Source organism: Snodgrassella alvi, assembly GCF_002777745.1.
GTDB lineage: Bacteria > Pseudomonadota > Gammaproteobacteria > Burkholderiales > Neisseriaceae > Snodgrassella > Snodgrassella alvi_D.
In genome coordinates this window covers 118,212-144,667 of the sequence record NZ_MEIO01000062.1, presented here as the reverse complement: position 1 = coordinate 144,667, position 26,456 = coordinate 118,212, and the positions used below count along the sequence as shown (strand labels likewise).

The window sequence follows — 26,456 nt, the reverse complement described above, 5'->3', positions numbered from 1 at the left end:
GATAGAGTCAAGCCTCACGAGCAATTAGTATCGGTTAGCTGCAAGTGTTACCACTCTTCCACACCCGACCTATCAACGTCCTGGTCTCGAACGTCTCTTCAGAGGGATTTAATCCCTAGGGAAGTCTCATCTTCAGGCGAGTTTCACGCTTAGATGCTTTCAGCGTTTATCTCTTCCGAACTTAGCTACCCGGCGATGCGACTGGCGTCACAACCGGTACACCAGAGGTTCGTCCACTCCGGTCCTCTCGTACTAGGAGCAGCCCCCGTCAAACTTCCAACGCCCACTGCAGATAGGGACCAAACTGTCTCACGACGTTTTAAACCCAGCTCACGTACCACTTTAAATGGCGAACAGCCATACCCTTGGGACCGACTACAGCCCCAGGATGTGATGAGCCGACATCGAGGTGCCAAACTCCGCCGTCGATATGAACTCTTGGGCGGAATCAGCCTGTTATCCCCGGAGTACCTTTTATCCGTTGAGCGATGGCCCTTCCATTCAGAACCACCGGATCACTATGTCCTGCTTTCGCACCTGCTCGACTTGTCGGTCTCGCAGTTAAGCTACCTTGTGCCATTGTACTATCAGTCCGATTTCCGACCGGACCTAGGTAACCTTCGAACTCCTCCGTTACTCTTTGGGAGGAGACCGCCCCAGTCAAACTGCCTACCATGCACGGTCCCCGATCCAGATAATGGATCCGGGTTAGAACCTCAAAGTCACCAGGGTGGTATTTCAAGGACGGCTCCACAGATACTAGCGTTTCTGCTTCTTAGCCTCCCACCTATCCTACACAAGTGACTTCAAAGTCCAATGCAAAGCTACAGTAAAGGTTCACGGGGTCTTTCCGTCTAGCAGCGGGGAGATTGCATCTTCACAACCATTTCAACTTCGCTGAGTCTCAGGAGGAGACAGTGTGGCCATCGTTACGCCATTCGTGCGGGTCGGAACTTACCCGACAAGGAATTTCGCTACCTTAGGACCGTTATAGTTACGGCCGCCGTTTACTGGGGCTTCGATCCGATGCTTGCACATCTTCAATTAACCTTCCAGCACCGGGCAGGCGTCACACCCTATACGTCCACTTTCGTGTTTGCAGAGTGCTGTGTTTTTATTAAACAGTCGCAGCCACCTATTCTCTGCGACCTCTAATAGCTTACAGAGTTAATCCTTAACCATCAGAGGCATACCTTCTCCCGAAGTTACGGTATCAATTTGCCGAGTTCCTTCTCCTGAGTTCTCTCAAGCGCCTTAGAATTCTCATCCTACCCACCTGTGTCGGTTTGCGGTACGGTTTCATTCAAACTGAAGCTTAGTGGCTTTTCCTGGAAGCGTGGTATCAGTCACTTCGTGTCCGTAGACACTCGTCATCACTTCTCGGTGTTAAGCACCCGGATTTGCCTAAGTGCTCCACCTACCGGCTTAAACGATCTATTCCAACAGATCGATGACCTAACCTTCTCCGTCCCCACATCGCATTTGAATCAAGTACAGGAATATTAACCTGTTTCCCATCGACTACGCATCTCTGCCTTGCCTTAGGGGCCGACTCACCCTACGCCGATGAACGTTGCGTAGGAAACCTTGGGTTTTCGGCGACAGGGCTTTTCACCCTGTTTATCGCTACTCATGTCAACATTCGCACTTCTGATACCTCCAGCATGCTTCTCAACACACCTTCTTCGGCCTACAGAACGCTCCCCTACCATGCCAGTTGCCTAGCATCCGCAGCTTCGGTTACAGATTTGAGCCCCGTTACATCTTCCGCGCAGGACGACTCGACCAGTGAGCTATTACGCTTTCTTTAAATGATGGCTGCTTCTAAGCCAACATCCTGGCTGTCTCTGCCTTCCCACTTCGTTTACCACTTAATCTGTCATTTGGGACCTTAGCTGGCGGTCTGGGTTGTTTCCCTCTTGACACCGGACGTTAGCACCCGATGTCTGTCTCCCGAGGAACCACTTGATGGTATTCTTAGTTTGCCATGGGTTGGTAAGTCGCAATGACCCCCTAGCCATAACAGTGCTTTACCCCCATCAGTGTCTTGCTCGAGGCACTACCTAAATAGTTTTCGGGGAGAACCAGCTATCTCCGAGTTTGTTTAGCCTTTCACCCCTATCCACAGCTCATCCCCGCATTTTGCAACATGCGTGGGTTCGGTCCTCCAGTACCTGTTACGGCACCTTCAACCTGGCCATGGATAGATCACTCGGTTTCGGGTCTACACCCAGCAACTCGTCGCCCTATTAAGACTCGGTTTCCCTGCGCCTCCCCTAATCGGTTAAGCTCGCTACTGAATGTAAGTCGTTGACCCATTATACAAAAGGTACGCAGTCACGGATTTCTCCGCTCCCACTGTTTGTATGCATCAGGTTTCAGGTTCTATTTCACTCCCCTCCCGGGGTTCTTTTCGCCTTTCCCTCACGGTACTGGTTCACTATCGGTCGATGATGAGTATTTAGCCTTGGAGGATGGTCCCCCCATATTCAGACAGGATTTCACGTGTCCCGCCCTACTTTTCGTATACTTAGTACCGCCTCTGAAATTTCGAATACGGGGCTTTCACCCTCTACGGCCAAGCTTCCCAGCTTGTTCTTCTATCTCAGTGACTATCATATACAGGCTCTTACGCGTTCGCTCGCCACTACTTGCGCAATCTCGGTTGATTTCTTTTCCTCCGGGTACTTAGATGGTTCAGTTCTCCGGGTTCGCTTCTCTGCACCTATGGATTCAGTGCAGGATACCATGCTTATACATGGTGGGTTTCCCCATTCGGACATCGCGGGATCTCTGCTCTATTGCCAGCTCCCCCACGCTTTTCGCAGGCTTACACGTCCTTCTTCGCCTATCATCGCCAAGGCATCCACCTGATGCACTTATTCACTTGACTCTATCATTTCAAGAACCTCTTGACTTCGTCTGATATCCCGTTGACTGAATCCAGACTTAAGGCCTTTACTCTCATAAAGCTTACTGCTTTGGTTGTCTGAACAACGCCTTTTGTCTTCGTTGTTCAGCGATACAATCATCACCCAATTCTTTCAGCACTTTCCACTTGGCTCCGTCTCCGGAACCAGCTTCCTGTGCCTCAATCTTTGTTTGTTGATTTCGGCTTTCCAATTTGTTAAAGATCGATGCGTTACTTCGCAAATTAAAGCCAGCTTCTGCTTCGTCTGTCTTCAGACTAAACTACCTTTAATTTCCAAAGTATCCTGATTCAACTTCCCTCTTCATACAGAGTCTTGGTGGAGGCAAACGGGATCGAACCGATGACCCCCTGCTTGCAAAGCAGGTGCTCTACCAACTGAGCTATGCCCCCTCGTCCTTAAATAAGTGGTGGGTCTGGGAGGACTTGAACCTCCGACCCCACGCTTATCAAGCGTGTGCTCTAACCAGCTGAGCTACAAACCCAGTTTATTCAGTCTCTTCTCGCATCTTTTCAGTTTACCGATAAGTGTGAATGCGAATAACCCTCTTCTTTTCTCTAGAAAGGAGGTGATCCAGCCGCAGGTTCCCCTACGGCTACCTTGTTACGACTTCACCCCAGTCATGAAGCATACCGTGTTAAGCGACCTCCTTGCGGTTAGTCTACCCAATTCTGGTATCCCCCACTCCCATGGTGTGACGGGCGGTGTGTACAAGACCCGGGAACGTATTCACCGCAGTATGCTGACCTGCGATTACTAGCGATTCCGACTTCATGCACTCGAGTTGCAGAGTGCAATCCGGACTACGATCGGCTTTCTGAGATTGGCTTCACCTCGCGGCTTCGCTACCCTCTGTACCGACCATTGTATGACGTGTGAAGCCCTGGTCATAAGGGCCATGAGGACTTGACGTCATCCCCACCTTCCTCCGGTTTGTCACCGGCAGTCTCATTAGAGTGCCCAACTTAATGATGGCAACTAATGACAAGGGTTGCGCTCGTTGCGGGACTTAACCCAACATCTCACGACACGAGCTGACGACAGCCATGCAGCACCTGTGTTACGGTTCCCGAAGGCACTCTCCTATCTCTAAGAGATTCCGTACATGTCAAGACCAGGTAAGGTTCTTCGCGTTGCATCGAATTAATCCACATCATCCACCGCTTGTGCGGGTCCCCGTCAATTCCTTTGAGTTTTAATCTTGCGACCGTACTCCCCAGGCGGACAATTTCACGCGTTAGCTTCGCTACTAAGGCATCTAGTACCCCAACCGCTAATTGTCATCGTTTAGCGCGTGGACTACCAGGGTATCTAATCCTGTTTGCTACCCACGCTTTCGAGCATGAACGTCAGTGTTATCCCAGGAGGCTGCCTTCGCCATCGGTATTCCTCCACATCTCTACGCATTTCACTGCTACACGTGGAATTCTACCTCCCTCTGACACACTCTAGTTACACAGTTTCAAATGCACGTCCCAAGTTGAGCTCGGGGATTTCACATCTGACTTATTTAACCGTCTGCGCTCGCTTTACGCCCAGTAATTCCGATTAACGCTCGCACCCTACGTATTACCGCGGCTGCTGGCACGTAGTTAGCCGGTGCTTATTCTTTAGGTACCGTCAGCACTGGATGGTATTAACACCCAGCTTTTCTTCCCTAACAAAAGTCCTTTACAACCCGAAGGCCTTCTTCAGACACGCGGCATGGCTGGATCAGGGTTCCCCCCATTGTCCAAAATTCCCCACTGCTGCCTCCCGTAGGAGTTTGGGCCGTGTCTCAGTCCCAATGTGGCGGATCATCCTCTCAGACCCGCTATGGATCGTCGCCTTGGTAGGCCTTTACCCCACCAACTAGCTAATCCAACATCGGCCGCTCAAATAACGCGAGGTCCTAAGATCCCCCGCTTTCCCCCTCAGGGCGTATGCGGTATTAGCCATCCTTTCGGACAGTTATCCCCCATTACTCGGTACGTTCCGATGCATTACTCACCCGTTCGCCACTCGCCACCAGAGAGCAAGCTCTCCGTGCTGCCGTTCGACTTGCATGTGTAAAGCATGCCGCCAGCGTTCAATCTGAGCCAGGATCAAACTCTTATGTTTAATCTTAGCTTGTTGCAATACCAAAGTTCCCTTTAGTATCACTGGTCTGCTTCAAAGTTATTGACAAGATATGTTTTTATCTCGTCTCTCTGAATCAGTGTGAGGCTTATCCGCACTCACACTTATCGGTAATCTGTTCTGTTAAAGAGCGTTGCTTTCGACTGCGTTCTACTTTAAACTGTTTAGTTCGTTTCGTGTCGCGTCATCAGCGAAGAAGGCGAACTATACGCCCCCGAAGTACCACTGTCAACAACTTCTTCCGATTATTTTTGGAAAATATAGCATATGACTGTTTTTTAATGCTTTATTATTGACACTTTTTTAATCATCCCTACCTTTTTTGCTTTTACTTCTTCTTTCCCCTTTCTCTGTTCGGCCGCTTTTGACTTCTTTTTGCTCTCTTTATTTGACTTTGTTCTGTGGCTGCTGTTTTTAATACTATGTTTTTTACTTTGCATTGGCATATCGGTAATGAGCTTGCAACTACTTCTTAAATAAAGTACAGCATCTAAAGTAGGAACTATCTACACTACTTTGCTCTCAGCGGAGTTAAATATGAATAACTGACTAACCAAATCGTACAGCTATCAAAATAAGTGAAAACCATTGTTATTATTAAAGAAATTTACTATAAATATAGTATGGATAATTCAACTTTTTATAAATAGTAAGAAAATTGCATTGATAAGAGAATCAAAATATCAAATATTTTAAGAATTTTGAGGTGGAAAATTGTAAGGTTAAACAAACGCTTGCTTAATTCAGTTTGAAATCTAAACCTCAAGAAGAAGTCATATAAAACTCCAGTGCCAATAAAAATACTCGTTACTTAGATAACTCGACTTAATACTATGGTTGTTTATTAAAAATATAGATAGATAATGAAAATGAATTTATTGGAGAAATGTTCATCAAATGGGGAAACCATTTAGTCTAAGCATAGACTACCTTAACCCCAGCAGTTTGTAGCAATATAGTTATATTAAACAATTCAACGATAGATATATTAGATTTATATTTCTAATAATTTGGAACAAGTAAGGCGAGTAACTGAAGGATAGTTAAAAACTTGTAATGTGGGAGACATTATGAAATATCAAATAATACGATACCGATTGAATTTAATACTCTAAAAAACTGCATAATTATCTATGTGAATTACATACTAAGTATGTAATATCAAGGTCATTGTCTTTGAAACCTTAGAGAGCATAACTAAAATGTATAAACATGGGTATCAGTCCTGATGCTCTTGCCCATGTTGTAAGCTTTACTATAGAACATAATCAGAAGACACCAATGTCTCTGAGCTGACTATCTATTTTACTAAACAGGTTTCGGCATGTAAGACACAATTAAATACAATCATACTTCTAGTCTGCGGAAGCTGCTATAGCTATTGTTTCGCAAGAAGTGTGAAATTTAAAATTCTGTGGTGCTATTTACTCCTGATATGTGTTTAATAGTTCATTAAAGTTTAATTAAATTCGACTATATATTTGATCAGATATAAGCTGAGAATTTCAGCTAGATTAGCCTGCACTAAATTTTGGTTTTGACATTTACAAATATCATAAAACCGCAGTTGAGAACCATTTGGTGCAATAACTGTTGTTCATATTAAGCATTAATCTATGTCATACATTTCTAATATGCAGAAAAAGCCCGGACAATCTTCCGGGCTTTTAGACTCTTCCTTATAGCAACCAAACTAGTTTTATGGTCACCATAATGGTTGTTTATTTTCGATGAGTGCGCAGGTAATCCAGCGTTTTCAGTTGGGCAATTGCCGCAGCTAAAGCCACATGTGCTTTGGCCAGAGAAACATCATCTTTGGCCTCATGGATACCGGATTCGGCTGCTTTTTTAGCTTCTTCGGCACGCTGCTGATCCATTTCTTCACTGCGAACGGCCACATCTGCCAAAAGTGTTAGCTTATTCGGTTGCACTTCCAGAACACCACCTGATACCGCCACCAGAATTTCTTCTTTCTGTCCAGGAACGGTCAAACGCAGGGCACCAGGACGCACCAAGCTCATAATGGGTTCATGGCGAGGATAAATACCTAGTTCACCTTCCTGAGTTGGCACAACTATAAAACTGGCCTCTCCAGAATAGATGTTCTCTTCATTACTCACCACTTCCACTTGCATGGTACTCATCAAGCGCTCCTTAGTTTAGGGTTTTCGCTTTTTCAGCAGCTTCTTCGATATTGCCTACCATATAGAAAGCCTGTTCCGGCAGGTGATCGTATTCACCATTCAGAATCGCTTTAAAGCCAGCAATAGTATCACGCAGGGATACGTATTTACCCGGTGCACCGGTAAACACTTCAGCCACGTGGAAAGGCTGTGATAAAAAGCGCTGGATTTTACGTGCACGGTTTACGGTCAGCTTATCTTCATCAGACAACTCGTCCATACCCAGAATCGCAATAATATCATTCAGCTCTTTGTATTTTTGCAGAGTAGTCTGCACTCCACGTGCAACGTCGTAGTGCTCCTGGCCAATTACTGCCGGATCAAGCTGACGTGAAGTGGAATCCAGAGGGTCTACCGCCGGATAAATACCTAAAGAAGCAATATCACGACTCAATACCACGGTTGCATCCAAGTGGGCAAACGTTGTTGCTGGAGATGGGTCGGTTAAGTCATCCGCAGGTACGTATACGGCCTGAATAGAAGTAATGGAACCGGTTTTGGTAGAAGCAATACGCTCCTGCAAACGACCCATTTCTTCAGCCAGTGTCGGTTGATAACCTACAGCAGACGGCATACGACCCAGCAAAGCTGATACTTCGGTACCGGCTAGTGTATAACGGTAAATGTTGTCGATAAACAACAATACATCGCGGCCTTTACCATTTTCGTCTTTTTCATCACGGAAGTATTCCGCCATGGTCAGACCAGTCAATGCCACGCGTAAACGGTTACCTGGTGGTTCGTTCATCTGACCATACACCATTGCCACTTTGTCCAGTACGTTTGAGTCTTTCATCTCGTGATAGAAGTCGTTACCTTCACGAGTGCGCTCACCTACACCGGCAAACACAGACAAACCGCTGTGTGCTTTGGCAATGTTGTTAATCAGTTCCATCATGTTCACGGTTTTACCTACACCGGCACCGCCAAACAAACCGACTTTACCGCCTTTAGCAAACGGGCACAGCAGGTCAATCACCTTGATTCCGGTCTCCAGCAATTCGGTAGAGCTGGAAAGCTCATCAAATTTTGGTGCCTGCTGGTGAATGGAACGGGTGGTGCTGGTTTGAATTTCACCAGCTTCATCAACTGGATGACCCAGAACGTCCATAATCCGACCCAGAGTGGCTGTACCTACTGGAACAGTAATCGGGGCGCCAGTATTGACCACAGCCATACCGCGTTTCAGACCATCGGAAGTACCCATGGGAATGGTACGCACGATACCATCACCCAGTAACTGTTCAACTTCGAGAGTTAAATCGGTATCAACCAGTTTAAGAGCGTCATACACATTGGGAATGGAATCATGTGGGAATTCAACGTCCACTACCGCACCAATGATTTGTACGATTTTGCCTTGGCTCATTATCGCATCCTAAGTTTATTTGACCTGCACCGCTTAAACAGCAGCAGCACCGGCCACAATTTCTGACAACTCTGTGGTAATCGCGGCCTGACGCGATTTGTTATACACCAGTCGCAATTCTTTAATGGCATTGCTCGCATTATCGGTAGCTGCTTTCATTGCTACCATACGCGCAGCCTGTTCGGCAGCCATGTTTTCAGATAAGGCCTGATAAACCACAGACTCTAAATAACGGCGGACTAAAAATTCCAGCACTTGTTGTGGTGAAGGTTCGTACACGTATTCCCAGCCGTATTCCTTGCTTTCGGGAACTTGATCCAGAACGCTCTGCCCAATTGGCAACAGTGTTTCCAGACGTGGTTCCTGACGCATAGTATTGATAAAGCCGGCATAAACCAGATAAATCGCATCCAGTTTACCATCAGCATAACGCTGAAAAATTTCCGTTAACGGACCCAGCAATGTAGCCAATCTGGGTGTATCACCCAAGCCCACAGCACTGGCAATTACATTCAAACCCACTCGGTTGCATGCTGCCAGTCCTTTGCTGCCCAGACACACAACTTCGGCATCCAGCCCCTGCTGATTACATTCTTGTACTTTACTGAAGAATGCTTTCAGAATGTTAGCATTCAAACCGCCACACAAGCCCTTGTCGGTAGTAATAACAATGAAGCCAACACGCTTGCTATCATTAGTGCTACGCAATAAAGGTATGTTATGACTGGAATGGGTTTGTGCCAGATGGCTCATTACCAGACGAATTTTATCGGCATACGGACGCGCCTGACGCATCCGCTCCTGAGTCTTCCGCATTTTAGAGGTTGACACCATCTGCATCGCTTTAGTGATCTTTTGGGTATTCTGAACACTGCGAATTCTGGTGAGAATCTCTTTTCCTACTGCCATTTCAGACTCCTTTCAATGACACGCTTACGCTTGCAAGCTGTAAGACGATTTGAAGGTCTTCATGGCGTTTTCCAATGCTTTGGCATTATCATCGCTCAAGGCACCGGTTGCATCGATGTCCTGTAATACATTCGGACACTGGGTACGCACATAGCCTAAAAATTCTGCTTCAAAGCCTAAGGCTTTTGACACCGGTACATCGTCATAAGAACCATTGTTAATCGCCCACAGGGTCAGCGCCATTTCACCAGTGCTCAGGGTGCTGAACTGTTTCTGTTTCATCAGTTCTGTTACAACTTCACCATGACGTAACTGTTTTCGTGTTGCTTCATCTAAATCGGAAGCAAACTGTGAGAACGCTGCCAGTTCGCGATATTGTGCCAGTGCCAGACGAATACCACCGCCCAGTTTTTTGATGACTTTAGTCTGTGCTGCACCACCTACACGAGATACAGAGATACCAGCATTGATGGCAGGACGGATACCAGAATTGAACAGATCTGTTTCCAGAAATATCTGGCCGTCTGTGATGGAAATAACGTTGGTTGGTACGAATGCAGATACGTCACCAGCCTGAGTTTCAATAATTGGCAAAGCGGTTAATGAACCGGTTTTACCTTTTACTGCTCCCTTGGTCAGCTCTTCTACTTCATGTGCATTAATGCGGGAAGCACGTTCCAGCAGACGTGAATGCAGATAGAATACGTCACCCGGATAAGCTTCACGACCAGGTGGACGGCGCAACAACAGGGAAATCTGACGGTATGCAACGGCCTGTTTAGACAGGTCATCATAGACAATCAGTGCATCTTCACCGTTATCACGGAAAAATTCACCCATGCTGCAACCAGCATATGGGGCAATATATTGCAGAGCAGCTGCTTCAGAAGCAGTAGCAGCAACAATAATGGTATGATCCATCGCTCCATGTTCTTCCAGTTTGCGTACTACGCTGGCAATGGAAGAAGCTTTCTGGCCGATAGCTACATAAATACAGATTACGCCGGTGTCTTTCTGGTTAACAATAGCATCCAGAGCTACGGCAGTTTTACCGGTCTGACGGTCACCAATAATCAGCTCGCGCTGTCCGCGACCAATCGGTACCATTGAGTCAATGGCTTTCAAACCAGTTTGCATGGGCTGATCCACAGACTGACGTGCAATCACACCCGGGGCAATTTTTTCTACCGGAGCTGTGTGTGTGGCATTGATTGGACCCTTGCCATCAATCGGACGACCCAGTGCATCAACCACACGGCCTACCAGCTCACGGCCTACCGGTACTTCGAGAATACGACCGGTACAGGTAACTTCGTCGCCTTCTTTAATATGTTCTGATTCACCAAGAATCACGGCACCTACAGAATCGCGCTCCAGATTCATGGCGAGACCAAATGTATTGCCGGGAAACTCGAGCATTTCACCTTGCATCACGTCTGACAAGCCGTGAACGCGCACAATCCCGTCAGTTACAGACATTACGGTACCGCGGGTACGTAATTCTGTATCTACGTTCAGGTTTGCGATTTTAGCTTTAATCAAATCGCTAATTTCAGCAGGATTAAGCTGCATGAAAACTCTCCTAATTCATCAATGCCGCATGCAGGCTATTTAATCTGCCTTGCACCGACAAATCCAATACTCGGTCACCAACTTCTACTTTTACGCCACCAATTAATTCCGGGGCTACCACCTGATGCGCTTTCAACCGGCTGTTGAAATGGGCTTCCAGATCCACAACGACTTGTGCAAACTGCACCTTATCAATGGGATAGGCCGTATATACGGTGGCTTCTTTTATGTCGTTAAGGGACAAAGCATAGTCTTGGAATAACGTATAAATTTCTGGCAAAACTGTTAAGCGTTTGTTCTGCGCCAGCACAAAGATGAAATTTTTCAGTTCGTCAGCAGGCGAAAAATCGACTAATGACAGGATTTCTTTTGCCTTTTGTGCGTATTCGCATTCCGGCTCGTCAATCAGTAACTGCACTTTTGGTTGCAGGGTAATTTCAGCCAGTGTTTTCAGTTCGTCCAACCAAGACTCAATCTGATTCTGTTCTTGTGCCAGACTGAATAATGCCTTGGCATATGGTCTGGCTATGGTTGCGAACTCAGCCATGGGATTACAGCTCCTGTTTCAGGTTCGCCAGTAAATCAGCGTGACGTGAAGGATTAACTTCGCTGCGCAGGATGGATTCGGCACCTTTAACAACCAAATCTGCTACCTGCTGACGCAGTGCTTCACGTGCCCGATTGGCTTCCTGCTCAACATCAGCTTTTGCCTGAGCCATGATGCGGGCAGCTTCTTCCGATGCCTGTGTTTTGGCATCTTCAACAATCTGCGCGGCACGCTTTTCCGCATTGGCCACCATTTCGGAGACCTGACTGCGACCCTCGGCCAAGATATCAGCAACACGTTTTTCCGCCTGGGCAAAATCGTTTTTGCCACGTTCGGCAGCAGCCAAACCTTCGGCAATTTTGTCGGCACGGGCATCAAGTACTTTGACGATGGGCGGCCATACGAATTTCATCGTAAATAGCACAAACATGACAAAAACGAGTACTTGTGCAATTAGGGTTGCGTTGATATTCACGATTAAACCTTTAGAATTTGTGTTTATTAATTAAAACAGTTAACAACCAGCAAATCCAAGTTTATCAGCCGCCGATTTTGGCGAAGTACAAGAATGATACGCCCAGGGAGATAATGAACGCAGCATCAATCATACCCATGATAATGAAGAATTTACCCAGTAATGAGTTCATTAATTCAGGCTGGCGGGCAGAAGATTCCATGTATTTTGCACCCAGCATACCAATACCGATAGAGGCACCCATGGCAGAAATACCAATCATCAAACCACAAGCGATAGCGATTAAACCACCCATTTACTTCACTCCTTAAATAAAAGAAAAGAATACTACAACAAATAAACTACCCTTAATGGGAATCGTGAGCCTGACCCAGATAAACAAAGGTCAGTACCATAAAGAGATACGCCTGCAAAGCAATCACCAGAATATGGAATATAGCCCAAGCCAGACCAGCAATGATTTGCAGGATGAAGAGAACCACATCGCTAACACCTGCAGCACCTGACATACCCCAAGCACCACCCATCAAGGCAATAACCATAAACAGAATTTCACCTGCATACATGTTACCGAACAGTCGCATACCATGCGAGAGGGTTTTGGAAAAGAATTCAATGATATTCATTAAAAAATTGGGGATGAACAACCAAACCTTGTTACCAAATGGCGCGCTGAACAATTCATGTACCCAACCACCCAAGCCTTTAATTTTGATATTGTAGACAATACATAGAAACAAAACGGAAATGGCCATGGCCATAGTGGTATTCAGGTCTGCAGTAGGTACAACACGCAGATAGGCATGATGATCACCTGTGGTATGTTGCCAAGCCCATGGCAACAGATCCACTGGCAACAGATCCATCATATTCATGAACAAAATCCACATAAATACGGTCAACCCCAGCGGAGCAATGATTTTACGGGACTTTTCATTGTGAACCATATCCTTGCAGATACCATCTACAAATTCAATCAGTAATTCTATAGCCGCCTGAAAACGGGTGGGCACACCTACTTTCATGCGTCGCGCTGCCACAAATAGGATGGCAAAAGCGATAACACCAGTTAGGATGGAAAAAAACAGAGTATCCAGATTGAGAAACGAGAAATCAACCATGCTTGCCTGATAATCTGGTGATTTCTGGGTGTAATTAATTAAGTGATGGCTAATATATTCGCCCGGAGTCATCTCTGTGCCGCTCATAGTAACAATCTTTTTCTAAATGTGAACAATCCAGCCTGACTGACCAGTATCAGTCCTATCAGGAAAGCAAACCAGTTAACAGAAGAATAGCATACATACACCAGCAACATCATCAGGCATATCATGAGGATTTTACTGATTTCAGCCATTAATAATGTTGCAGGTAATAGCGCCGGTAATTTTTTTGCGGCGATAATGGTTAGTATCGCCAGTAGTGTAGGTATTAGGTAACTTAAACCACCCAATACTGCTGACCAGATAGCAGAATAACTCCACAACCATGCGGACACACAAACTGCGGCAAACAACATGACTGTTTGCCAAAACATGATCCACTTCATTCTATTACTCTGAAATACACTACGGTAAGCTGCGCTAATATAATCAACTAAGACAATATCGTCAAGTGATTTTGTGAAATTTCGTTAAATTAATTTCTTCTAATTAATTAATTTTTCTATACATTTCTATTACATTGTTGGTGTTGATAACTAAACTGAACAGTTTTTCGCAGTTAATTTTTGGTTGCCGAATTTATTCCAGTCCCAATCTTTGTAATATATGACTCAATGTTTCGGGATTATCAAATTGCAAAATAATCCGGCCACTGCGCTGGTTCCGGCTTTGCACCTGAACTGGTACGGCAAAACGCTGCTCCAGTGCGGCTTCTATTTGTTGTATTTCACTGCTTTTCTCAGCTGGATGACGTGTATCTGTTTCCTGTTTGGTCTGTGCCTGCTGACAGCGGCGCTCTACCTCACGCACTGACCAGCCATTTTGTACTGCTTTTTGTGCCAGATCAATTTGTTGGATGACCGGCAAAGTTAATAAGGCACGTGCATGTCCCATTTCCAACTGCCGGCTATACATTAAATCCTGAACTGGTTGAGGCAGATTAAGTAAGCGCAGACTGTTGGAGATGCTGCTGCGGCTGCGTCCCACTGCTTTAGCAACAGTTTCATGGGTGAGACCGAATTCGTCTACAAGACGTTTTAAACCTTGCGCTTCTTCAATTGGATTGAGGTTCTGACGCTGAATATTTTCAATCAGCCCCATGGCCAAAGCAGCTTCATCGGAAATGCTTTTAATGACCACTGGAATTTCCTGCAACTCTGCCAGCTGTGCAGCACGCCAGCGTCGTTCACCGGCAATCAGCTCGTATTGCTGCAAACCCATTTCGCGTACGATTACCGGCTGAATAACACCCTGCGCACGTATCGATTCGGCTAGTTCCTGTAATGATTCATCATCAATTTGAGTGCGCGGCTGGTAACGCCCAGGAATAATATCGGTAATTGCTACTCTGGTTAATCGATCACCACCGGTGATGTCACTGCCGGAACCGAGTAAGGCATCCAACCCTGTGCCCAAACCTTTTGCTTTTACCATATATCACTCTTTAATTTGTTGGTTGACACTATCTGCTGTGTCGGTGCTGTTATTAGGTTAATCTGTGCTTTTATGCCTGTTTACCTGCTGTACGCATCAGAATTTCGTTAGCAAGTGCTAAATAAGCTTTAGTTCCGGTAGCACGTGAATCATATTGCAGAGCTGGCATGCCATGGCTGGGCGCTTCGGCCAGACGGATATTACGTGGTATAGGTGTGCTGAATAGTATATCCGGGAAATGGGTATATAGCTGTTCATCTACCTGTTTGGCCAGCAGGCTGCGTGGATCATAGAGTGTGCGGACGATACCCAGAATATCTAGTTGCGGGTTGATTGCCTGACGGATTTTACGAACTGTGGCAATCAGGTCGGAAATACCTTCCAGAGCATAATATTCACACAACATAGGTACAACGATGTACCGTGCTGCCACTAAACCATTGATAGTTAACAATGTTAATGTAGGAGGGCAGTCGATAATTATATAATCGTACTGGCTGACCACCTGTGCCAAGGCATTTTTCAGGCGCATTTCACGAGCAAGTTCCTGCACTAGTTCTACTTCGGCACCAGCCAAGGCTCGATTAGCCGGCAGTACATCGAAACCACCATGCTGAGCCGGCATAATGGCGTTGTGAATTTCTTCGTTACCCAGCAATACGGCATAAACACCACTGGTTACGTTACCTTTGTTAATGCCGCTACCGGTTGTGGCATTACCTTGAGGATCGAGATCGACAATCAGAACTCTGAATTTTTTTTCCACCAGTGAAGCGGCCAGATTAACGACGGTAGTAGTTTTACCCACCCCACCCTTCTGATTTGCCACGGCAATAATATGTGCACTCATGCATGATCTTTCTTGCGTATCAACACCATATGGCGTTCGGCATCCAGATGGGGAACACTGAGTTTGTCTACCCGAACCAGTTCTACATTTTCCGGCAGGCGCTCGATTTCTTCATACGGATATACGCCCTTCATAGCTGCCCAGTAGCCACCTTTTGCCATCAGCTGTTTAGTGATGGTGACAAAATCGTTTAGTTCGGCAAAAGCTCGGCTGGTAATCACATCAAACTGTTCACCCACCATTGCTTCTACCCGTGCAGTAATTACCTGTACGTTGTTTAAGCCTAGCTCAATAACTGCCTGTTGCAGAAATGAAGTTTTCTTGCTATTGGCGTCCAGCAGGGCTACGGGCAAATCCGGACGTGCAATAGCCACAGGGATTCCGGGCATGCCACCACCACTACCTATATCAATCAGGCCACGGGCATGTACTACATAGGGCAGTAAGGTCAGGCTATCGAGAATATGATGGCTGATAACATCCTGATCGTTACGCAAAGCAGTTAGGTTGTAGGTACTATTCCATTTTTTTAACAGTTCTACAAAAGCCAACAGCTGTAATTGCTGTGGTACTGTCAGATCGATATTCATCTGCTGCAAACCCTGTTGCAGCATGTTTTTCATATCACTCATGCTGTTTTTACTCCCTCAAAACCCCGTTTCAGATGTACCATCAATAATGCTACTGCTGCCGGTGTAACACCGGATATACGCGAAGCCTGTCCTACGGTTTCGGGGCGAAACTGATTCAGTTTCTGTTGTACTTCAGCGGAAAGGCCTTTCACCAGTGTGTAATCGATACTGGCTGGCAGTTTCAGTTTCTCCAAATTTTGGCGGTGACTGATTTCCTCGTTTTGCCGTTCGATATATCCCTGATATTTTGCCTGAATTTCTACCTGTTCTGCGGCATCTGTACTGAGTATTTCCTGCTGCGCATTTGGTAAAGTCATTAAGGCGGCGTAGCTGACATTTGGCCGGCGCAACATGTCCAGCAGGCTGGATTCCTTACTTAATGGCTGCCCCAGCACGCGCTGCTGTTCATTCATGGGCAGATTCAGTGGGGTATACCAAGTATGACTTAGACGTTGTAGTTCATGCTTTACTGCTTCCTGTTTCTGCTGGAACATTTGCCACTGTTCATCACTCACTAATCCTACTGCCCGCCCGAGCTCAGTTAGCCGCATATCGGCATTATCTTCACGCAGCTGCAACCGATATTCAGCACGACTGGTAAACATGCGATATGGTTCGGTTACGCCTTTGGTAATCAAATCATCTACCAGTACACCTAAATAAGCCTGATCACGCTGCAATACCAGTGGCTCGGCTTCGCGAGTATAGAGCACTGCATTGGCTCCAGCCAGTAGCCCTTGTGCTGCAGCTTCTTCATAACCGGTGGTACCATTAATCTGTCCGGCAAAAAACAGGCCGGCTACACTTTTGGTTTCTAGGCTGGCCTTGAGGTTGCGCGGGTCAAAGTAATCATACTCAATGGCGTATCCGGGGCGCAGGATATGTGCGTTTTGTAATCCGGGCATGGAATGTACCAGCTGCAATTGAATATCAAACGGCAGGCTGGTAGAAATACCATTAGGGTAATACTCGTGTGTTGTCAGACCTTCGGGTTCCAGAAAAATCTGGTGGCTGTCTTTATCGGCAAAACGGTTGATTTTATCTTCGATAGAGGGGCAGTAGCGTGGGCCAACTCCTTCAATTTTGCCGGTAAACATCGGACTGCGGTCGAAGCCACTACGAATAATGTCGTGTGTATGACTATTGGTATGTGTAATCCAGCAGGAAATCTGTTTCGGGTGCATGGTACGGCTGCCACGCACGGAAAATACCGGTGCTGGATTGTCACCCGGCTGTTCTTTAAGCTGGCTGAAATCAATACTGCGCCCATCAATCCGTGGCGGTGTACCGGTTTTCAGGCGTCCCTGCGGTAAATTCAGCTCTTTCAGGCAACCAGACAGTCGTTGTGCTGCCGGGTCGCCGGCACGACCACCTGCATAATTTTCCAAGCCTATATGAATTTTACCAGCCAAAAAAGTGCCGGCCGTCAACACTACTGCCCGAGCACGGAATGAAACCCCCATTGAGGTCATCACACCAACGGCACGACCATGCTCTACAATAATATCTTCAACCTGTTGCTGAAATAATTGTAAATTTGGCTGGTTTTCTAGCACGGAACGAACAGCAGCTTTATATAAAATGCGGTCTGCCTGCGCCCGTGTTGCGCGTACTGCCGGCCCCTTTGATGCATTCAGACGCCTAAACTGAATACCGCTTTGATCAGCCGCCAATGCCATGACCCCACCCAGTGCATCCAGCTCACGCACCAGATGACCTTTGCCGATGCCACCAATAGAGGGGTTGCATGACATTTGGCCCAATGTTTCGATATTGTGAGTGAGTAATAATGTATTTGCACCCATGCGTGCGGCAGCCAGAGCTGCCTCTGTACCGGCATGGCCACCACCTACCACAATTACATCGTATTCAGTTGGATAATTCATTTTGACAACAGTGGATTCCATAACGTTGTTTTTTCACGGAACAACGTTTAAGCAAAATATTGCTATTTTACGCGAGCTGCCTCTATTTGTCAGGCTAGTAATTACAAAGAGGGTTTTACTGCATGCGGTTGCTGTTGTTATATGTTGTTTTTAACGACTGTGTACGGCCTGCCAAGCAGTATCCAATCTGGCTCCGGCAGCCTGCAATGCATTATCTGCCTGCTCACGCTGGACATCTGCCTGATTGAAATCACTTTGCAGACGAGTGACATTATCCTGCGCATTTTTCAGTTGTAACTGTGCCGATTGCAACTGAGTTTGCAATTGTAAGGCTCTGCTCTGACTGGCTCTTTGCGCTGCCAGCGCTGTCTGATAGGCTTTCTGCGCACTGAGCAGCTCTACATCAGCAGGGGACTCAGCCCATACCGTAATGGACAGACTCAAAAATAACCATAAGCTATATTTTACTTTCATGCCTGATGACTTTCTTTATTGGAACTAATGAATACATACTCGCTGATATTGCTGCTCGGAAGCTGAACCATTGGTAATACCCATCGGGCGCAAATCAGTTTCGCCAAAATGATCCTGACGAATCAGTTCACCGTGCGCATCCAACAATTCTACATCCAGTACTCGAAACAGTTTCCGGCTACAGTCAATCTGGGTGGTGCTTAGTGCTGTTTTATAGACCGGTGTATTGCGGTAATACTGCTGTTTCGGGTCGATAACGGTTTTACGGTCACGGAAAGTAACCAGATTACCCTGACGTCTGATGCTACGGTTATCTAGTGCATACTGAACATTACCGCTGGCGGATACGCCCAGCTCAATCCAGCTGCCACTTGCCGCTTTTGGTACGCTGGTTGTTGTACATGCAGCCAGAATGGTACAAATAGCCAAGCTGGTCAACAGGTGATGGATATCAATGATTTTCATGCTAATTCCTTGTAACAGTCTGTGGGTGGCTGTCGGAAATGAGGGTAAGTTGCAGTACAATACCTATTTTAGATTAAGTGTAACAGGTGTTTTGTGACCCATGCCGAGCAAATTTTACACGATGTTTTCGGCTACCCGGAATTTCGTGGACAACAGGCAGAAATTATTGACACGGTATCCAGTGGTAACAATGCACTGGTACTGATGCCTACCGGCGCGGGCAAGTCTTTATGTTATCAAATTCCGGCATTAATGCGTGATGGTGTTGCCATCGTGGTATCACCGCTGATTGCTCTGATGCAGGATCAGGTTACGGCTTTAAATATCAATGGCATTGCCGCAGCCTGTGTGCATGGAGGCACCAGCAGCGAGGAAGTTCGGCACATCGCGGATGAAATTGCTGCCGAACGTTTGCAACTATTGTACGTGGCTCCGGAACGGCTGGTTATGCCGCGTTTTTTACAGTTTTTACATAATACCCGCATTAGCTTATTTGCGATTGATGAAGCACATTGTATCAGCCAGTGGGGTCATGATTTTCGCCCAGAATATCAACAATTATCCATACTGGCGAATGAATTTGCCCGTGTCCCGCGCATTGCTCTTACTGCCACAGCTGATAATGCCACTCGTGCCGATATTCAGCACTATCTGGATTTAACAGATGCGCAGGTATTTATTTCCAGCTTTAACCGCCCGAATATTGATTATCAGGTAGTTGAAAAAAATAACGGTAAAAAACAGCTGCTGCAATTTATCCGCAGCCAGATGCATGGTGAGAACGGTATTGTATACTGCCTGTCACGCAAACGCGTGGAAGATATTGCTGCTTTTCTGGGGGAAAACGGTCTGACTGCCCTGCCCTACCATGCCGGACTGGACTGGGACACCCGCAGCCAGAACCAACGCCGTTTTACGCAGGAGGACGGCATTATCGTAGTGGCTACAGTGGCTTTTGGCATGGGTATAGACAAGCCGGATGTGCGTTTTGTAGCCCATCTGGACATGCCGGCCAGTATTGAACATTTTTATCAGGAGTCGGGCCGTGCCGGCCGTGATGGCCTACCGGCCACCAGCTGGCTATGTTATGGTCTGAATGACTGGGTATTGCTGCGTGAACGAATTCAGTTAGCCGATCGGGATGAAACACAAAAACGTATAGATTTGCAAAAATTAGATGCAATGCTGGCCTTTTGTGAAACTGCCGACTGCCGCCGCCAGCTGCTGCTGCGCTACTTTGGAGAGGACAGCCAGCCCTGCGGACATTGCGATAACTGCATTGATCCACCCAGCCGATTTGACGGTACCATACTGGCGCAAAAACTACTTTCCTGCGTGTATCGGGTGGGGCAGCGTTTTGCTACTGGTCATGTGATTGATGTTTTGCGTGGCCGCGAATCGGAGTGGATATTACGCTATGGTCATCAGCAATTATCCACCTTTGGCATCGGCCGTGAATTGAGTGTCAAGGAATGGCGCACAGTGGTACGACAATGTGTTGCTGCCGGCTACTTGAATGTTGATATGGCCAATCAAGCCTTGCAACTGACGGAACAGGCACGCGCAGTATTAAAAAACCAGCAGCAGGTCTGGTTACGTCCACTGAAACATGACAAAACCCGCAGTAACCGCAGTAATGATATCTGGCTGCGCACCGAACGCGAAGAACGTCTGTGGCAAACCTTGCGCCGCTGGCGTAAAGAGCGTGCCAGCGAGAATAATGTACCTGCCTATACCATTTTTGCCGACCGCACATTGCAGGATTTGGTACAGCATCCACCTGCCACACTGGCTGATTTAAATCATATTTATGGACTGGGCGAAAGTAAAATCAGAAATTTTGGTGCAGATATTCTGGCTCTGTGCCGAGAATGGGCGCAATAACAGCTAGCACACACCAGTTATACCGCTAACAGATTAACTTATTTTCTCAGGATGCCTTCCTCATGCCTTTTACCCTCTCTCATCCGGCCATTATTCTGCCTTTGTATCGTTACAGCAAATGGTTTTCCATGACTGGGCTGATTGTTGGCAGCATGTCACCAGATTTTGAATATTATATTCGCATGAGAATGTCCGGCATATATGGACATACCTGTATCGGTATCTGCCTACTCAATATCCTTACTGGCCTGACTGTGGCTTTTATTTTTCATCTTATCATCCGCAATCCATTAATTCGACACCTGCCGGCCAGTTTACAGTGTCGCTTTAATGTTTATCTGACATTCAACTGGACGCAATATTTCTGCCGGCACTATCTGATTGTTATCTTTTCACTGTTTCTCGGTAGTCTGTCACATGTATTCTGGGATGCATTTACTCATCCGTCCGGCTGGTTTGTCGACCACAGCCTGTGGCTACAGCAAGAAATAACACTGCCATTTTTGCAACCACTGCCTGTCTATAAACTTTTACAGCATGGCAGTTCTATCGGTGGCCTGCTGTGCATTGCTGCCTTTATTTTGTGCATGCCCCAATCGAACCTGCCTGTTATGCAGATTAACTATCGTTACTGGTTCCTGATTGCTGTGAATGCTTTACTGATTGCAAGTATTCGCATCAGCTTTAACTCAGATTGTCTGCGCAGTGGCCATCTGATAGTGACGGTTATTATGTCGCTGTTTATTAGCACGACCATTACTTCGCTCTACACACAGTACGCCAAGCGCCATATTTAAAGCATACTCGTAATTAGTCGTGCACATTCTATTTAAATTGAGGCATCAGGCAATCTTTGCCAAGAAAACCGGCATCTACACCAGCCAGCAAGAAATGACCATTTTTTACACTTACCTTTATTTTATATAAATATATGATTTATATAAACTAAATAACCATGTCAACCCTACTTGATGCGCTATGTCAAATAAAAGCGAAAAATGCCGCTTTATTCACCACGCCAATCCCATATATAGTAAAAAAAAAGACCACAATGGCACTTTGATACTAAATATAGTATCTACGACACATAAATACCCAGATCAGGCAAATTGTTATTAGTTAATAGCAAAGCAGTAACTTCTGCCTGTTATGGCAGGCAGTAGCAGAAGGATAATCAGCATGAAACCCATTGTAATTAAAAGAGACGGCTGTCGCGTCCCCTTTGATGCAGCCCGAATTCAGGATGCCATACAGCGAGCCGCAAGCGCCGTACACATTGATGACAGTGCCTACTGTACACAGGTAGCTGCAAGCGTCACCAGCATTATTGCCAGCCGAGAATATGTTGATATTCATGATATTCAACAGGCTGTGGAAGACCAGTTAATGGCTGGCCAGTATAAAGAACTGGCACGTGCCTACATTGAGTACCGCCACTCCCGCGATGTGGCGCGTGAATCGCGCGGCCGTCTCAATCGCGAAATTCAGGGACTGGTAGAACAAACTAATTTCAGCCTGCTCAATGAAAATGCCAATAAAGACAGTAAGGTCATCCCCACCCAGCGCGATTTACTGGCCGGTATCGTAGCCAAACACTATGCGCAGCAACATCTGTTACCGCGCGACGTGGTACTGGCACATGAACGTGGCGAAATCCATTACCATGATTTGGACTATGCACCCTTTTTCCCGATGTTCAACTGTATGCTGATTGACCTGAATGGCATGCTTACCAACGGTTTCAAAATGGGCAATGCCGAAATCGAACCCCCGAAATCGATTGCCACCGCCACCGCCGTTACCGCACAGATTATTGCTCAGGTAGCCAGCCATATTTACGGTGGCAGCACCATCAACCGTATCGATGAAGTACTGGCACCCTTTGTCCGTGCCAGCTACAACAAACACCTTACCGTCGCAACAGAATGGCAGATTGCCGATATTGAGGCTTATGCCCGCAACCGTACCGAAAAAGAATGCTACGATGCATTTCAGTCACTGGAATACGAAGTTAACACCTTGCATACCGCCAATGGTCAGACACCCTTTGTGACTTTTGGCTTTGGTCTGGGCACTAGCTGGGAAAGCCGGCTGATACAAACTGCTATTCTGCGCAATCGTCTGGCCGGCTTGGGCAAAAATGGTAAAACAGCGGTTTTTCCGAAGCTGGTATTCAGCATCAAAGATGGTATTAACCACAAAGCCGAAGATATTAACTATGACATCAAGCAACTGGCGCTGGAATGTGCTTCCAAACGCATGTATCCCGATATTCTCAACTACGATCAGGTAGTGGCTGTTACCGGCTCATTCAAAACCCCAATGGGCTGTCGCAGCTTTTTGGGCGTCTACGAAGAAAATGGCGAACAAATTCATGAAGGGCGTAACAATCTGGGCGTCATTAGCTTAAACCTGCCGCGCATTGCCATCGAAGCCAAACATGATGAAGCTCGCTTCTGGCAATTGCTGGATGAGCGTTTGCAACTGTGTCGCAAAGCACTGATGACACGCATTGCCCGTTTTGAAAACGTCAAAGCACGGGTTGCACCGATTCTGTATATGGAAGGGGCCTGTGGCGTACGTCTAAATGCCGATGACTCAGTAGCGCAGATATTTAAAAATGGTCGTGCCTCCATTTCTCTGGGTTATATTGGTCTGCATGAAACCATCAACGCCCTGTACGGTACCGACAGCCATATCTTTGACAGCGAAACCTTACGTCAAAAAGCCATTGCCATTGTGCAGAAGTTACGCACTACTGCCGACCAGTGGAAAGCCGAAACAGGCTATGGTTTCAGCCTCTACAGCACTCCGAGTGAAAATCTGTGCGACCGCTTCTGTCGTCTCGATACCGCTGAATTCGGTGTAATTAACGGCGTAACCGATAAAGGCTACTACACCAATAGCTTCCATCTGGATGTAGAGAAAAAAGTTAACCCATACGATAAAATCGACTTTGAGTCACCCTATCCGAAAATGGCCAGTGGTGGTTTTATCTGCTACGGTGAATATCCTAATCTACAACACAACCTTAAGGCGCTGGAAGACGTATGGGACTATAGTTATCACCATGTACCTTATTACGGCACCAATACCCCTATCGATGAATGCTACGATTGCGGATTCAGTGGTGAATTTTCCTGCACCAGCAAAGGCTTTGTCTGCCCGAAGTGTGGTAACCACGACCCAGCACGGGTATCAGTTACCCGTCGTGTCTGCGGCTATCTGGGCAGCCCGGATGCCAGACCATTTAACACGGGCAAACAGGAAGAAGTTAAACGACGAGTCAAACACCTCAGCCCACAGTGTGGCGCCTTGTAAGCATGAACTACCATCAATATTATCCCGTTGACGTTGTTAATGGTCCCGGTACCCGCTGCACCCTGTTTGTAGCTGGCTGCGAGCATAAATGCCGTGGCTGCTATAACGCTACTACTTGGCGGGTAGATTCCGGCAAGCCATTCGACCAGCAACTGGAAGACCGCATCATCAGCGACCTCAACGACAGCCGCATTGTGCGGCAGGGCTTGTCACTAACCGGCGGTGACCCGTTGCATCCACACAACCTCAGTGCAATCCTACATCTGGTTAAACGGGTGCGGCAGGAGACCGAGCATAAAGATATCTGGTTGTGGACCGGCTACACTCTATCAGAACTATCCGCAACACAAAGACGGGTCATTGATGAAATTAACACCCTGATTGACGGCAAATTTATACAGGAACTGAAAGATCCGTCACTGATTTGGCGCGGCAGTAGCAATCAGAAGATACATTACTTGCGCCCCGCATAACTCAAACCTTAGCACCGTTGCGACTTACAGATTTATCTTGTCCAGTCACAATGGTGCTTTTTCTGCACTCGTACCAGAAAAATTACATTAACAAACCAGTCGGTTATCTATACACCTAATCAGCAAACTGCCTGCTGATGCTGGAAATCACCTAAAATTTACGCCTTGCAAGTAAAATTTTGGGATAATTTATCTTTTATCTGATGACAACCTATAGATCACATAAATCTTATATGTAGCCAACATCACCTAAGCAGCATAAATTTACCAAATTAAACCGTAGCCAACACCACCTACTCCTATCCTGTACATATTGCTAGCCAATTAACAGTGGCAAAGTGGTTTTATCTTACCCAGACAGACATGGAAAACACCGATGAGCATAATTGACTTAACTGCCAAACGCACCGAGACTCAGACAATGCTGGATAAAGCAGACCTACTGTTTGACCGCAGTACCTGTGAAGCTAGACTGGAACAAATGGCTGCGGACATCACTACTGCATTGAGCGACAAATACCCGCTTGTATTACCAGTAATGGGTGGTGCAGTTGTCTTTACTGGCAAGTTATTACCATTGCTGCGCTTTCCACTGGATTTCGATTACATCCATATTTCACGCTATGGTGACAAACTTCAGGGTGGGAGCTATCAGTGGCTGCGTGCCCCGCAAAACGCCGTAGTAGGACGCCATATTCTGGTACTGGATGATATTCTCGATGAAGGGCATACTCTGGCCGCAGTAAAAAAACAGATACTGGAAATGGGCGCAGCCAGTTGCTCCACTGCTGTTTTTGCTAACAAACTGATTGGCAAAGATAAACCGATTATGGCCGACTTTGTCGGACTAGACGTTCCTAATCGCTATGTATTTGGCTATGGCATGGATGCTGAAGGTAAATGGCGCAATCTGGATGAAATTTACGCTCTAGCTGAATAATAATTATTGCGCCACGGTGACAAGTAGCATCGTGGCTATTTTAATCAGCTCATATATGCTGTTAACCCAAAGCAATATGGGATGGCGCAATATACAGTTTTGTTAATTTTTCTAATCCCTGTTCACTTAAACTGATTAATTACAATCAGATCTAAGCCGTTTATTGCTTGAAATATATGAAAGTGACTATTAATTTCATATGTTAATTTATTTATTATTTATATAGTGATTGAAATGGCAACACGTATTCAAGCCACAAAGCTAAGGAGTAGTCGTTTGTTAAATTCTACCGGAAGCAAAGAGCCTAACGAGAAATGTAAGCATTTGTGATATACCAATTAGCATAAGCCGAAAGGGCTTGCTGTTATTCTCCGGTTATCATCAACTTTTTCCCTTTAACAAACGCAGTTTTAATATTTTTAAATGTTGCCTCTGCAACCGCATTGTCATGCCGGTACCCTTTTTACTCAACGAACGTTGAATATTAAATGTATTGAAACCCTCTGCTAGCAACTGATTATCAAACTCCTTTCCTCTATCTAAATGAAATAAATTTAATGATGACAACGGTTACTTAAACTGACCTGATGCACGCATCACTACAACTGCTGTTTTATATTAACCAACACCATAAGCCGGTAATCTATCGATTAGATAAATTCAGTAACACACATAAATAAATCCAGTGATGGCAAACACGCTTATAGGTTAAATCTGCCATTATAGGTACCTACATCTAACTGACGTTGTAAATGATTAGCTGCTGCTGCGTCCTTGCTTGCCGTTTGATATCCTCAGTAACGTTTAACTGTGTACCTTGTGATATCAATG

Annotated in this window: 21 protein-coding genes, 2 tRNA genes and 2 rRNA genes; 5 read left to right on the top strand and 20 right to left on the bottom strand. The window is 46.2% G+C overall.

From position 1 onward, the window contains the following. Window positions 1–3 precede the first annotated feature (3 nt). From BHC51_RS11245 to BHC51_RS11150, 20 genes are all read right to left on the bottom strand, one after another. Window positions 4–2,893: ribosomal RNA gene (locus BHC51_RS11245) — 23S ribosomal RNA — on the bottom strand. An 80-nt stretch (window positions 2,894–2,973) separates the two neighbouring features. Beyond that, on the bottom strand, window positions 2,974–3,153 hold the full coding sequence (locus tag BHC51_RS11240; RefSeq protein WP_100100136.1) for a hypothetical protein: 180 nt from the start codon (window positions 3,151–3,153) through the stop codon (window positions 2,974–2,976). A 93-nt stretch (window positions 3,154–3,246) separates the two neighbouring features. Then, a tRNA-Ala gene (locus BHC51_RS11235) sits at window positions 3,247–3,322 on the bottom strand. Between the two features lie 15 nt (window positions 3,323–3,337). Beyond that, a tRNA-Ile gene (locus tag BHC51_RS11230) sits at window positions 3,338–3,414 on the bottom strand. Between the two features lie 77 nt (window positions 3,415–3,491). Further along, window positions 3,492–5,030 (bottom strand): 16S ribosomal RNA (locus BHC51_RS11225). Together the 16S and 23S rRNA genes with 2 tRNA genes alongside form the textbook arrangement of a ribosomal RNA operon. A 1,739-nt stretch (window positions 5,031–6,769) precedes the next feature. Further along, entirely contained in the window at window positions 6,770–7,192 is a 423-nt protein-coding gene (locus tag BHC51_RS11220; RefSeq protein ID WP_100100495.1) for a F0F1 ATP synthase subunit epsilon, read from the bottom strand. A 10-nt stretch (window positions 7,193–7,202) separates the two neighbouring features. Beyond that, entirely contained in the window at window positions 7,203–8,600 is a 1,398-nt protein-coding gene (atpD, locus tag BHC51_RS11215; RefSeq protein WP_100100496.1) for a F0F1 ATP synthase subunit beta, read from the bottom strand. A gap of 33 nt (window positions 8,601–8,633) precedes the next feature. After that, window positions 8,634–9,509: a F0F1 ATP synthase subunit gamma gene (gene atpG / locus BHC51_RS11210; protein ID WP_100100497.1), complete on the bottom strand. Its 876-nt coding sequence runs from the start codon at window positions 9,507–9,509 to the stop codon at window positions 8,634–8,636. Between the two features lie 24 nt (window positions 9,510–9,533). Then, window positions 9,534–11,081: a F0F1 ATP synthase subunit alpha gene (gene atpA / locus BHC51_RS11205; protein WP_100123059.1), complete on the bottom strand. Its 1,548-nt coding sequence runs from the start codon at window positions 11,079–11,081 to the stop codon at window positions 9,534–9,536. A gap of 10 nt (window positions 11,082–11,091) precedes the next feature. Further along, complete coding sequence (locus BHC51_RS11200; RefSeq protein WP_100154030.1) at window positions 11,092–11,628, bottom strand: F0F1 ATP synthase subunit delta; 537 nt, start codon at window positions 11,626–11,628, stop codon at window positions 11,092–11,094. A 4-nt stretch (window positions 11,629–11,632) separates the two neighbouring features. After that, window positions 11,633–12,103 (bottom strand): F0F1 ATP synthase subunit B, encoded by a 471-nt coding sequence (locus tag BHC51_RS11195; RefSeq protein ID WP_025331626.1) that lies wholly within the window; start codon window positions 12,101–12,103, stop codon window positions 11,633–11,635. 64 nt (window positions 12,104–12,167) lie between these two features. Then, window positions 12,168–12,398 carry a F0F1 ATP synthase subunit C gene (atpE, locus tag BHC51_RS11190; RefSeq protein ID WP_025331627.1) on the bottom strand — a complete coding sequence of 77 codons (231 nt, stop codon included), beginning with the start codon at window positions 12,396–12,398 and terminating at the stop codon, window positions 12,168–12,170. A 52-nt stretch (window positions 12,399–12,450) separates the two neighbouring features. Next, complete coding sequence (gene atpB / locus BHC51_RS11185) at window positions 12,451–13,311, bottom strand: F0F1 ATP synthase subunit A (protein ID WP_100100500.1); 861 nt, start codon at window positions 13,309–13,311, stop codon at window positions 12,451–12,453. Continuing rightward, entirely contained in the window at window positions 13,308–13,652 is a 345-nt protein-coding gene (locus BHC51_RS11180) for an ATP synthase subunit I (RefSeq protein ID WP_100100501.1), read from the bottom strand. The genes atpB and BHC51_RS11180 overlap by 4 nt, the downstream gene beginning before the upstream one ends. A gap of 193 nt (window positions 13,653–13,845) precedes the next feature. Continuing rightward, complete coding sequence (locus BHC51_RS11175; protein WP_100154029.1) at window positions 13,846–14,700, bottom strand: ParB/RepB/Spo0J family partition protein; 855 nt, start codon at window positions 14,698–14,700, stop codon at window positions 13,846–13,848. A 70-nt stretch (window positions 14,701–14,770) separates the two neighbouring features. Continuing rightward, entirely contained in the window at window positions 14,771–15,550 is a 780-nt protein-coding gene (locus tag BHC51_RS11170; protein WP_100123064.1) for a ParA family protein, read from the bottom strand. Then, window positions 15,547–16,182 (bottom strand): 16S rRNA (guanine(527)-N(7))-methyltransferase RsmG, encoded by a 636-nt coding sequence (gene rsmG, locus BHC51_RS11165; protein ID WP_100135817.1) that lies wholly within the window; start codon window positions 16,180–16,182, stop codon window positions 15,547–15,549. The genes BHC51_RS11170 and rsmG overlap by 4 nt, the downstream gene beginning before the upstream one ends. After that, on the bottom strand, window positions 16,179–18,068 hold the full coding sequence (gene mnmG, locus BHC51_RS11160) for a tRNA uridine-5-carboxymethylaminomethyl(34) synthesis enzyme MnmG (RefSeq protein ID WP_100154028.1): 1,890 nt from the start codon (window positions 18,066–18,068) through the stop codon (window positions 16,179–16,181). Before mnmG ends, rsmG begins: the two co-directional genes overlap by 4 nt. A 150-nt stretch (window positions 18,069–18,218) precedes the next feature. After that, window positions 18,219–18,542 (bottom strand): hypothetical protein, encoded by a 324-nt coding sequence (locus BHC51_RS11155; RefSeq protein ID WP_100100506.1) that lies wholly within the window; start codon window positions 18,540–18,542, stop codon window positions 18,219–18,221. A 24-nt stretch (window positions 18,543–18,566) separates the two neighbouring features. Continuing rightward, window positions 18,567–19,007 carry a surface-adhesin E family protein gene (locus BHC51_RS11150; protein ID WP_100154027.1) on the bottom strand — a complete coding sequence of 147 codons (441 nt, stop codon included), beginning with the start codon at window positions 19,005–19,007 and terminating at the stop codon, window positions 18,567–18,569. Window positions 19,008–19,100: 93 nt separating this feature from the next. On the opposite strand from BHC51_RS11150, the gene recQ reads away from it, so the two are divergent. From recQ to BHC51_RS11125, 5 genes are all read left to right on the top strand, one after another. Beyond that, window positions 19,101–20,891: a DNA helicase RecQ gene (gene recQ / locus BHC51_RS11145; protein ID WP_100154026.1), complete on the top strand. Its 1,791-nt coding sequence runs from the start codon at window positions 19,101–19,103 to the stop codon at window positions 20,889–20,891. A gap of 62 nt (window positions 20,892–20,953) precedes the next feature. Continuing rightward, complete coding sequence (locus BHC51_RS11140; protein ID WP_100154025.1) at window positions 20,954–21,688, top strand: DUF4184 family protein; 735 nt, start codon at window positions 20,954–20,956, stop codon at window positions 21,686–21,688. A gap of 382 nt (window positions 21,689–22,070) precedes the next feature. Next, complete coding sequence (gene nrdD, locus BHC51_RS11135) at window positions 22,071–24,212, top strand: anaerobic ribonucleoside-triphosphate reductase (protein ID WP_100154024.1); 2,142 nt, start codon at window positions 22,071–22,073, stop codon at window positions 24,210–24,212. A 2-nt stretch (window positions 24,213–24,214) separates the two neighbouring features. Then, window positions 24,215–24,685, top strand: coding sequence for an anaerobic ribonucleoside-triphosphate reductase-activating protein (gene nrdG / locus BHC51_RS11130; RefSeq protein WP_100135821.1), 471 nt, complete (start codon window positions 24,215–24,217; stop codon window positions 24,683–24,685). A gap of 382 nt (window positions 24,686–25,067) precedes the next feature. Next, window positions 25,068–25,625, top strand: coding sequence for a hypoxanthine-guanine phosphoribosyltransferase (locus BHC51_RS11125; protein WP_100154040.1), 558 nt, complete (start codon window positions 25,068–25,070; stop codon window positions 25,623–25,625). Window positions 25,626–26,456: the final 831 nt, after the last annotated feature.